Source organism: Winogradskyella jejuensis, from assembly GCF_900129745.1.
GTDB classification, from domain to species: domain Bacteria; phylum Bacteroidota; class Bacteroidia; order Flavobacteriales; family Flavobacteriaceae; genus Winogradskyella; species Winogradskyella jejuensis.
Genome location: NZ_FQWS01000001.1, coordinates 728,873 through 739,223 on the forward strand (window position 1 = coordinate 728,873; position 10,351 = coordinate 739,223).

A 10,351-nucleotide genomic window follows, 5' to 3' on the forward strand; every position below is an offset into this window, starting at 1 on the left:
TTTACTCTTTTAAAAGTTTAGCAATATCTTCTTTTAAGATGCTTATCTCTTGAGGAATGCCTTCATCATCAACGCCTTCTTCTTCAGAAATAATTCCGTTGTAATAAATTAAAGGATTGTCCTTAGATGTTAAACGCGAACGGATATAGCCTTCTTTGTCTATCAAGGCAAAGTTACCTGAATGTTCAAAGCCTGCTGCGTCTTCACCCTTGGCTGTATATAAATAGAAACCCTCATTTGCCAGTTTATAAATTTCTTCTTCATCTCCAGTCATTAAATGCCAATTAGGATTCGTTACGCCGTATTTTTCTGCGTAAGCTTTTAAAACTTCAGGAGTATCTACCTCTGGCATAATAGTAAAGGACGCTACGCCAAAGTTGTTTTGATAATCTTTAAATTCATTTTGAATTTGTACCAAATTGTAATTCATCCTTGGACATATCGTTGGACATGTGGTAAAGAAAAACTCCACTAAATACACCTTACCTAAATAATCTTCATTGGTAATTGTCTTTCCGTTTTGGTCTATAAAACTAAACGCTGGCACTTTACGGTTACCACCATCTGCACTAGGAATATAAACCAAATCTGATTGATTTTTTTTAGGCTTCTCTATCTTTTGAGTTGAAACAGACTTACTACGACTTTCGTTTCGTGTTACATCTTCATTAGAGAGTCTATCTATAATTCTTGGGATAAAAATAATCCCAAATACTAAGATGATGAATGCAATACCGATGTATGAATAATTGGTCTTTTTAGCCATATTTTATTGTTTTAAATCGTCTGCTCTTCTAGTCGTTGAATCGAATTTCCCTTTACGCTTTTGACGGTACTCAGTAAACAAAATCCGAATATCTTCACTCATTTTGTTCTTAATCACTGACACATCAATACAGTTGTAAGCACTTAGTGAAATTACCGGTTTCTTCTCTTCAATTTGTTGTTTTGTTCTATCGTCTAAGCGTCCACGTTGGTTCAATTCTTTATCAATAATAAACACATCATTAACTGATAAATCGTCTTTAAGTGGACTCTCAATTTTAAGGCTACGGTAAAGGTTCTTTATTTTATCTTCAGAACCATAGACATAATGCCAAAATCTTAGATCCTCGTAAGTAGCAATTTCTTTTTGAAGTTTTTCAACTTGGGATTCTGTGCCTCTTGGAGCCACGAGAACTAACTGAAATTTTTTAAATCCTTTGAACTTATCGTAAACCAACTCCTTAAGATTTGAAGTTGCTATTGTATTTTCTAGTGGTTGTTTCCCCAGAAATGCTAAAACGGTGATATGCTCTTCTAATTTTATTTTTTCTTCTGAATCTGAAAAAAATGAATTTAATTCTAAAACATTCTCATTAATGATATCTAGAGGTATGTAATTGTGTTTAGCCGGATATAACATCAACAAAAATGCTACAGGTAAAAAAAATAAAACACCTAGAACAGTATTACGCTTGAGATTGCTTTTTTTCATACTGCAAAAATAAAAAAGGTGGTTTATATAAACCACCTTTTAATATCATTTAACGCTATATATAACGTTTAAAAATCACGTTTAATTAATGCATCATCAGTATTATATACTTCGAATACATATCCACCTTCTTGTAAAAGGATAAAAATCAAATAACAAATTAAGAAAACACCTGTCCAAACTACCATACGACGTAAGCTAGACTTCTCATCGCGCATGTGCATAAAGTCCCAAGTGATGTAGTACGCTTTTACGATTGTTAAAACAATGAAGATTAAGTTTAGCGGCTTCATGTAAATAAAAGGCGACAAGATAATATTGTATAATGTTGCAAAGAAACCACCTTCCATAGGGTCAAGCCAAGTATGCATTAAGCTTTCTGGCTTATAAATACCTAAAACAACCTCTATAGCAGTTACTAAAGTTAAGAATGCTAATACACCCCAAATCTTTTGGGTGTTAGACTTAAATTTCCAAAGTCCTCTAAATATTTCTAATTTATGTGCGTGTGCCATTGTTATGCTATTATCTTAAATTAAACTAGGTAGAAGAATGTAAATACAAATACCCAAACTAAATCTACAAAGTGCCAGTACAATCCAACTTTTTCTACCATTTCGTAGCTTCCTCTTCTCTCGTATGTTCCTAAAATAACATTAAAGAAAATAATGATATTGATTACCACACCAGAAAATACGTGGAAACCGTGAAAACCTGTGATAAAGAAAAAGAAATCAGCAAATAAAGATGTTCCATATTCATTAACAACAAGGTTTGCACCTTTAACTACTAATTTACCGTTTTCTTTAATCTGCTTTAAAGACTCTTCTCTAGATAGTACTGTTTTTTCACCTTCTTCGTTAATAATTTGATTACGTACCAATATATTAGGATTGGCTTCTAAGCCCTTGTATATTTCATTAACTGTATAATCTGGAAGTGGTGCTTCGTCAACAAACCATAATCCATTTTTGCGTTCATGCTCTACTCTAACATCTGTTACAGGAACAGCAAAATCATCAATAGAAATACGTTTGAATTTTTGCTCACCGTCTACATTTACATACTCACCAAACTGAAGAATATTACCACCTTTTGTTTGTACAGCACCGTAATCTCCTTGGATAAATGTTGCCCATTCCCAAGCTTGTGAACCAACGAAAATTGCACCACCAATAATGGTTAAAAACATGTAAAGTGTAACTTTAGCTTTGTTCATATGATGTCCAGCATCTACAGCTAATACCATAGTTACAGAAGACATGATAAGAATGAATGTCATGAAAGCAACATAAATCATTGGTAATTCTTGACCGTGTAAAAATGGCACGTGGGTAAATACCTCATCGGCAATTGGCCATTCTTTTATAAATTTAAATCTTGAAAATCCGTAAGCTGCTAAAAACCCTGAGAATGTTAAGGCATCAGACACGATAAAAAACCACATCATCATTTTTCCATAACTCGCGCCTAGTGGCTTATTTCCACCGCCCCAAGTTTTGCCTTCTGTACCAGTATTTGCTACTGTAGTATCCATATAACGTATTTAATTTTTAAGATTTGACAAAAATAATCAAATTATGTATCTAAAAAAATATAAAAATAGAAATAGAGCCACCCATAAAATGTCTATAAAATGCCAGAAATGTGCTACTAATTCTAGACCTAGCATCTGCTTTGATGAATATTTCTTATTTAGATTATTTATAATTACAATAACTAAGCTTATGAGACCTGCTATAACATGTGCAATATGCACAACAGCGATTACATAAATAAATGAAATGGTAACATTACTCGTAGCTCCGGTAAAATAATAACCATCTGCTACAAATTCTGAAAAACCTTGGAATTGGTTATATACAAAAAATACACCCAATGCAAACGTTACTAATAACCAAATACTTGTCTGGCTAATATTGTTCTGTTTCATGGCTCGTTTAGCCAAAATCATAGTTATACTGCTTGCTACGATAACAAAAACAGATATTAGAAACGCCTGTGGTAATTCAAAATCTACTAACCAATCTTCACGTTTTCTACTCACAATAAAAGCACTAGTAAGTCCAGCAAACGTCATGATTAATGAGCCAATACCAAACCAAAGCATCATCTTTTTAGAGCGTGCTTCTTTTTCTTGTTGTGTTCCTTGAGTTAAATCCATATTAGCTTAAAAATTTATCGGCTACAAAAACAATTTGTAATAATGTGATATAAATAACACTAGAAAGCATCAACTGTTTTGCCGCTTTAGGTGTTCTCAATTTAAAGAGTTGAAGGGCATAATAAATCATTATTAGACCAAGTAAAAAGACTACAATAGCCCCTACGATAGACAATTTCAAATCACCTGTAAATCCAAAAACCGGAATTATAGATGCTATTAATGTCCAAATCGTGTACATAATTATCTGTACTGCTGTTCCTTTATCTGGTTTTCCCGTAGGCAACATAAAAAAGCCTCCTTTTTTATAGTCTTCATGCAAAAACCAACCTATAGCCCAAAAATGAGGGAACTGCCAAAAAAACTGAATTGCAAACAAAGTTCCTGGCTCAATACCAAACTCACCCCTGGCCGCAACCCAGCCTAGCATAAATGGTATAGCACCTGGAATAGCTCCAATAAACACTGCGATTGGTGTTTTAGTTTTAAGTGGCGTATACATACAGGTATAAATAAATATAGAAATAGCACCGTACATAGCCGTTTTTGGGTTTATTACATATAGAGTAGCAATACCCGCTAAAGTGAATAGTACCGCAATAACAAACGCTGTATTCACAGACATACGCCCAGCAGGGATTGGTCTGTTTTTAGTACGGTCCATTAAGGCATCTAAATCTTTTTCTATGATTTGATTATAAGCGTTAGAAGCGCCTACCATAAAGTAACCTCCAATGGCCAATAACAGCAATGTTGTAAAGCTAATCGTTTCAGCACCTAAAAAATAACCCGCGATTGAAGAAAACACCACGCTAATGGACAATCCCATTTTGGTAATTTCTTTAAAATCTGTCCAAATAGAGACAACAGAAACTGTAGATTTTATAGTGCTCAATGCTAGATTATTTGCGACTGCAAAGATAACTTGAAAATTGGTTTTGAACAACGTAAAACCTTAGTTATTCTTTATTTGAAATCGTTTTATGTAAGAATATTTAATTTTAGGCGACATATAGGCTTTAGAACTGACACAAAACATGAAATATTTCTTCTCCTTTTTTATTGTATTAACTACTACTATTGGCTTTTCGCAAGGTCGTTTTGATACTATTGAAATAAAATCCGAAAAACTATCAGATAATGTATATGTGCTTTTTGGAGCCGGAGGAAATATTGGTGTCTCTGTAGGTGAAGACGGTGTTTTTGTGATTGACGACCAATTTGCACCTTTATCTGAAAAGATTTTAGCCAAAATAAAAACCCTAAGCGATAAACCGTTAAAGTTTTAGTAAACACGCACTGGCATGGCCACCATACCGGCGGAAATGAAAATATGGCAAAAGCGGGTGCTACCATTATTGCACACAATAACGTTAAAACAAGACTATTAAATCCACGACGTGATGGTAGCAGCAATCCTAAAGAAGCCTTGCCTGTTATTACATTTAAGGAACAACTTTACATAACCATTAATGGTGAGCCCGTTGGCGTGTTTCATGTAGCCAATGCACATACAGATGGTGATGCTATGCTCTATTTTACTGAAAGTAATATTCTACACACAGGAGACACCTACTTTAAAGGTCGTTATCCTTACATAGACTTAAATTCAGGTGGAAGTGTTAACGGTTATATCGAAGCTGTAAAACGCGGTTTCATTCTAGTGGACGACAGAACTAAGATTATTCCAGGCCATGGCACTATTGCGAATAAAGAAGATTATAGAACTTTCTTAAAAATGCTCGAAACCTTAAAAGCCAATATTTCTCAAGCCATTGCTGAAGGTAAAACTGAAGACGAAGTAAAAGCTGATGAATCACTAACAAAACAATACGATGATTTAGGTTACGGCAGTGGTTTTATTAATAGCGAACGTATTCGTGTAACGTTTTATAAGAGTTTGAAAGAGGAATAGCTCTTTTTGATAACTTGAGTCATGTCGATACGAAGTGAAACATCACATCATCTACTTCAAAATTATGAGATTTCTCCTCGTTCCTCGTTCGAAATGACTCGTCAGCTCCATTAAAATGTTGATTTAAAAATCATTATACCAATTGAACAAGTCAGTGCGTACACCAAAACTTATCCAAGTCGTGTTGGTGCGGTTTACAAATGCTGTTTCTGCGGTTGGGTCGAAGTTTCGGTAATTGATATTTGTAAATACTTTAAGATTACTCACAGGGTTAATAATATAGCCTGCCATCAACTCACCATGAAATACTGAGGTGTTATTCCCTTGACCAATTTCAATGCCTGTATCCGCTGGTCGGTCGTTTTCAGTTCCATAGATATCACCACCGTAATAGAAATTATCTGTACCATCTCTAAAATCAAAACCACGCTCACCAATAATTAACTTTGCATCAGCAAACCAACGCTTATAATTGTAACGACCAATGAGGACTAACTCTCTAAAGTTATTTCCCCATAAATGTGCCATAGATTGGTTATTGTGTCCATAATTAAGCACAATGGTATTATGAGAATACGTATACGGACGTACTTGGTTATATTCGGCCTGGAGTAATAAACCATCAACATTAAAAGCATTGTAATATTTTGCTCCCAATTGAAAACCGAACTTGTTTTTCCAGCTTTGGTTTCCGCCTTTAACATCAGATAACGAGAATTCATCGACTATAAACTGTCCGTATAAATTCACCTTATTATTCCATTTGTATTTTGCCGACAATCCTAAAACAGCATTACCCGCATCTTGTCCTGTACTAAACTCTATTGCTCTTAGAAAAATGAGTGGGTTAAGATAGTTAACATCAAACCCTCGGTCGTTGGAGTTGGTCCAAATTACAGATTCAAAAAAGCCAAGATTGAGACGTTTAGATATATTCCAACTTAAATAATGGTTAGCCATATACTTGGTTAAAAAGGCCCCATCTTCAACAACTTCAGGACGCACATCTTTTAGCGCCATCCATGTACTGGTGTATTTTATTTTCCAAAATTTAAGATTGGTTTTTAAAAATGGAGACGGACTAGCCACATCACTCTGAAATAATGAACGGTAACCATCACCTATAAAGTTTTTGCCATGACCAAATTGGATATTCAAAAACTTGGCAGGCGTATAAGACAAATAAGCTTCAGCAACTGGGTAATCGTAAGCATCGTCTTTAAAACGTTTGGCTATCCCTCGCCCAGGTATAATCGCTGGGTCAGGACCAAAAGCTTTTAAGCTCTCCGCATATTGGTTAAAATATTGTGCAAATCGCCCTTGGCTTTCGTAAAAAGATGTTGTGAAATTTAATCGTTTACCTAAACCCGCTTGAATAAATACACCTCTTGTATTATTGTATGTTGAGCCACCTTCAGAATCGCTACCTGCTTGTAAATCTAGAATAGGATCTACCGTAAACCAATAATCTTTACCTTGAACTTGCACTAAATGCTCATCCCAAAGTTTACGCCCTAACCACGACTCTGCATTTTTAGAAAGCCCCTCTTTTTCGGCTTTAAAATCGTAATACGGTGCTACATCATCATATAGAAATGGTTTTGCCGCCGTATGAGAATTAGTACCTATAGCATTCATATTTGCATCAAACCGTGCATAGTAGGTATGCGTAAACGGAATATTAAGCTGACTGCTATATTCGCGCTTATCATAAGGTTTTAGAGACGCATTGATACTGTCTATTTCGTTTGAAAGAACTGCATTTAAATTTTCATCTTTTTGCTTCTTCTTTTTAGACACAACAGCTTCCTCTTTCAAACTTATTTCAGATGGTTTTAGCAGAGGTATATTAATCTTTGTAGAATATTGCACATAGGTTGGTTTGCCATCGTACATCGCTGGTGTAATCGTTGGTAATTCTGAAAAGACGCGTTTGGTCTCGTCTTTTAGTTCTTCATAAGCACCATCGACAAATATAATTTGGAATTTTCCTTCTATATCCACTTCAAAAAGAATCTTAACATCGCCTTTGTAATTTTCTGAGCTAACCACTTCTGGTATTTTGAAGTTTTCAAAAATGAAACTATGCAACTGAAATCTAAAGCATTCTTGTATGTCTTCGAATGGTTTTGATTCGCACTCAGGAAACACAGGTGGTTTTTGGTAATTAATTTCGGTTTGAGAAGTCGCTTTAAAAGAAGCTAATAATAGAATAAAAGCAATAATGTACCGCATACGTCTAGGAGCAAAATTTACAGTTGAAAGATACTATTTTTTTAATGGCGTATAAAAACAAAAAGCCGTTATTAAATATAACGACTTTTGCTTCGATTAATGATTGATGAAATTAATCTTGAACTTTAAAAGTGATTGGCAAGTTGTAAATAACGTTAACGGGAGTTGTACCCATTTTACCTGGTTCCATCTTTGGAATTTTATTAGCAATTCTCAATGCTTCTTCATCAAGTTTTGGATGTGGAGAACGCGCTCTAATATCTGTTATGTTTCCTGTTTTATCCACTTTGAATTCTACATTGATTCTTTGAACCCCAGAGAGACCATGCTCAATAGCAATATCAGTATCAAACTTTTTCTTAACTAGTCTGCCAAGCTTATCATTAAGACACTTTCTTCGCTCAGAGTTTAACTCATACTTCTCGCACCCAGGAAAAATCGGAACAAACTGCACTCTGTTAACAGGAATATTTTCAGGAATGTCGATTACATCAGGGACATCTTCAACCTTCACAACAGGTTTGTTTGTTTTCACGGGGTCAGGTTCTGTAATCAAGGTGGTAGGATTAGGTTCATCTGTAATGTTCTCAATAGGTTTGTAAACATCTATTAACTTCTTTTTTAATACTTGTGATTTTTCTTCTTGCACTTCAGTTTTCTCAACGACGACATCAGTCATTGCAATCTCAAGGATATCCTCAGTAGGTGTTTCATAAACTACTTCAATTGCTTTACTCTCAAACTGCATTTCAAAAAGGGCAAAGGTACCCAACAAGCAAAGGATTAACCCAATTTGAAAATACAGTGTGGAGTTTTTTTGTAAATTAACCTCATGCTTCTGAGATTTTCTCACTTCAATACCGCTCTGACCAGCAGTATTGTTGTTTTGACTTTGTTTTTTCATAATATATGATAATTAAAATGTTAATATTGTATCAAAGTCACAAGAAGCATACCAAAACAAAAATCCCGTCCAATTAATTTTGAACGGGATTTTTAATATCTAAAAATATGTTACTCTTAGTCCTGTACTTGGAATAAGATTGGTAATGAGTAAGGCACAGTTACTGCTTTACCTCTTTGTTTACCTGGTTTCATTTGTGGTAATAAACCAATAACACGCTTTGCTTCTTTTTCTAAACCTGGGTGTGGTGCTCTTGCTCCAACATTTACAATTCTACCCGTCTTATCTATTTTAAAGAATACACTGATACGCTGTCTTCCTGATAAACCTAAGTCACTTGCTAAATCTGTATTAAACTTCTTATTTACAAATTTGGCTACCTTCTCAGACATACATTTTTTCTTAGCAGCATTACCTTTTTTGTTCTCACAACCTGGGAAAACTGGCACGTTTTCAATTACCGCAAAAGGAACTTCAAGGTCCTCTTCTACCTCTTCTACTTCAACCTCTTCTACCTCAACAATTTCAGCATCTTGTTCTGTTTCTGTAGACTCTATTACAGTTTCTTCAACTTCTTCTTCGTCTTCAACAACTTCAATCTCTACCGGCGCAACTGGTGGCGGTGGAGGTGGTGGCGGAGGCGTAACAATTTGCTCAGTAATTGGCACTTCTTCCTCAAGCTCATCATCTAGATTAAGACCATCTAGAGCAATATCACTCTTATCATAACTCTTGTAGTTAATAGCTAAATTGGTAACTAATAACATTAATACTAAACCAACAGCAAAGAATAATGAGCTGTTACGACTGACGTCTGATTTTGGATTCTTTTTAGGTTCCATAATTTTTCTGTTGTAAGTTGCTAATTTAATTAATTATTCCTTAAAAAAACAAGCTGAATTATTATTTTAACTTTCGTTTTCTGAAATAGAATACCACAATAATTGTACCAACGACTACGCCAAAACAATTTGCTGCTAAATCTAAGTTATCGTAATTTCTTAAAGGGTTGACTACTTCTTGTATTAATTCTAAAAAAATACCGAATACTAAGGTTGCAACAAAACCTATTCTTAGACCATTTTTAACTTCACCTAAAACTAGGTAATAGCACCATAGAATAGTAAAACCGGTATAAGCGACAAAATGAAATATCTTGTCTTCAAACTTTATCCCTGTTTCGGGCAAGACACCTGTAGTGTTACCAAACGTAAAGTATAGTAATACAAAAGTGTAGATTATAGCTAGAAAGAGATAGACTTTGGTATTTTTAAGCACTTATCAACGCTTTATAATCTTCAGCAGATAGTAAGTCGTCTAACTGACTTTCGTCTGAAAATTTAAGCTTGATCATCCAGCCTTCACCATAAGGATCTGTGTTTACCGTTTCAGGCTCGTCTTCTAAAGCTTCATTGAATTCAATTATCTCACCACTTAATGGTAAGAATAAATCTGATACTGTTTTAACAGCTTCAACTGTACCAAATACTTCTTCGATATCTAAAGTTTCGTCAACAGTTTCAACTTCTACGTATACGATATCTCCAAGCTCACTCTGAGCAAAATCAGTAATACCTACGATAGCTGTATCACCTTCAACTCTTACCCACTCGTGGTCTTTTGTATATTTTAAATCCGCTGGAATATTCATAATTA

13 protein-coding genes are annotated in these 10,351 nt (G+C 34.7%); 2 read left to right on the forward strand and 11 right to left on the reverse strand.

Features of this window, described 5'->3' with window-relative positions; all coding sequences use genetic code 11:
- Window position 1: 1 nt before the first annotated feature.
- The 6 genes from BUB95_RS03530 to cyoE form a co-directional block, all read right to left on the reverse strand.
- On the reverse strand, window positions 2-766 hold the full coding sequence (locus BUB95_RS03530; protein WP_073083148.1) for an SCO family protein: 765 nt from the start codon (window positions 764-766) through the stop codon (window positions 2-4).
- Window positions 767-769: 3 nt separating this feature from the next.
- Complete coding sequence (locus BUB95_RS03535; RefSeq protein WP_073083153.1) at window positions 770-1,477, reverse strand: hypothetical protein; 708 nt, start codon at window positions 1,475-1,477, stop codon at window positions 770-772.
- Window positions 1,478-1,545: 68 nt separating this feature from the next.
- Window positions 1,546-1,992, reverse strand: a complete 447-nt coding sequence (locus BUB95_RS03540) for a cytochrome C oxidase subunit IV family protein (RefSeq protein ID WP_073083157.1) — start codon at window positions 1,990-1,992, stop codon at window positions 1,546-1,548.
- Window positions 1,993-2,012: 20 nt separating this feature from the next.
- Entirely contained in the window at window positions 2,013-3,014 is a 1,002-nt protein-coding gene (locus BUB95_RS03545) for a cytochrome c oxidase subunit 3 (RefSeq protein WP_073083160.1), read from the reverse strand.
- 36 nt (window positions 3,015-3,050) lie between these two features.
- Window positions 3,051-3,641 (reverse strand): cytochrome c oxidase subunit 3, encoded by a 591-nt coding sequence (locus tag BUB95_RS03550; protein ID WP_073083163.1) that lies wholly within the window; start codon window positions 3,639-3,641, stop codon window positions 3,051-3,053.
- 1 nt (window position 3,642) lies between these two features.
- Window positions 3,643-4,536, reverse strand: a complete 894-nt coding sequence (gene cyoE, locus BUB95_RS03555; RefSeq protein ID WP_073085063.1) for a heme o synthase — start codon at window positions 4,534-4,536, stop codon at window positions 3,643-3,645.
- A 142-nt stretch (window positions 4,537-4,678) separates the two neighbouring features.
- Here cyoE and BUB95_RS14380 point away from each other — a divergent pair, with 142 nt between their 5' ends.
- Together BUB95_RS14380 and BUB95_RS03560 are read left to right on the forward strand one after the other, a co-directional pair.
- A complete protein-coding gene (locus tag BUB95_RS14380; protein ID WP_234969235.1) occupies window positions 4,679-4,930 on the forward strand; it encodes an MBL fold metallo-hydrolase in 252 nt (83 codons plus the stop codon).
- A 44-nt stretch (window positions 4,931-4,974) separates the two neighbouring features.
- Window positions 4,975-5,556 (forward strand): MBL fold metallo-hydrolase, encoded by a 582-nt coding sequence (locus BUB95_RS03560; RefSeq protein WP_234969236.1) that lies wholly within the window; start codon window positions 4,975-4,977, stop codon window positions 5,554-5,556.
- A gap of 123 nt (window positions 5,557-5,679) precedes the next feature.
- Here the strand turns inward: BUB95_RS03560 and BUB95_RS03565 are convergent, their stop codons facing one another.
- From BUB95_RS03565 to gcvH, 5 genes are all read right to left on the reverse strand, one after another.
- The gene (locus BUB95_RS03565) at window positions 5,680-7,791 is read right to left on the reverse strand and encodes a gliding motility protein RemB (RefSeq protein WP_073083167.1); all 2,112 of its coding nucleotides are present in this window, start codon (window positions 7,789-7,791) and stop codon (window positions 5,680-5,682) included.
- 112 nt (window positions 7,792-7,903) lie between these two features.
- Window positions 7,904-8,695: an energy transducer TonB gene (locus BUB95_RS03570; protein ID WP_073083171.1), complete on the reverse strand. Its 792-nt coding sequence runs from the start codon at window positions 8,693-8,695 to the stop codon at window positions 7,904-7,906.
- A 116-nt stretch (window positions 8,696-8,811) separates the two neighbouring features.
- Window positions 8,812-9,537, reverse strand: a complete 726-nt coding sequence (locus BUB95_RS03575; RefSeq protein WP_073083174.1) for an energy transducer TonB — start codon at window positions 9,535-9,537, stop codon at window positions 8,812-8,814.
- A 61-nt stretch (window positions 9,538-9,598) separates the two neighbouring features.
- Window positions 9,599-9,973: a VanZ family protein gene (locus BUB95_RS03580; RefSeq protein WP_073083177.1), complete on the reverse strand. Its 375-nt coding sequence runs from the start codon at window positions 9,971-9,973 to the stop codon at window positions 9,599-9,601.
- Entirely contained in the window at window positions 9,966-10,346 is a 381-nt protein-coding gene (gcvH, locus tag BUB95_RS03585) for a glycine cleavage system protein GcvH (RefSeq protein ID WP_073083180.1), read from the reverse strand. Before gcvH ends, BUB95_RS03580 begins: the two co-directional genes overlap by 8 nt.
- Between the last annotated feature and the right edge of the window lie 5 nt (window positions 10,347-10,351).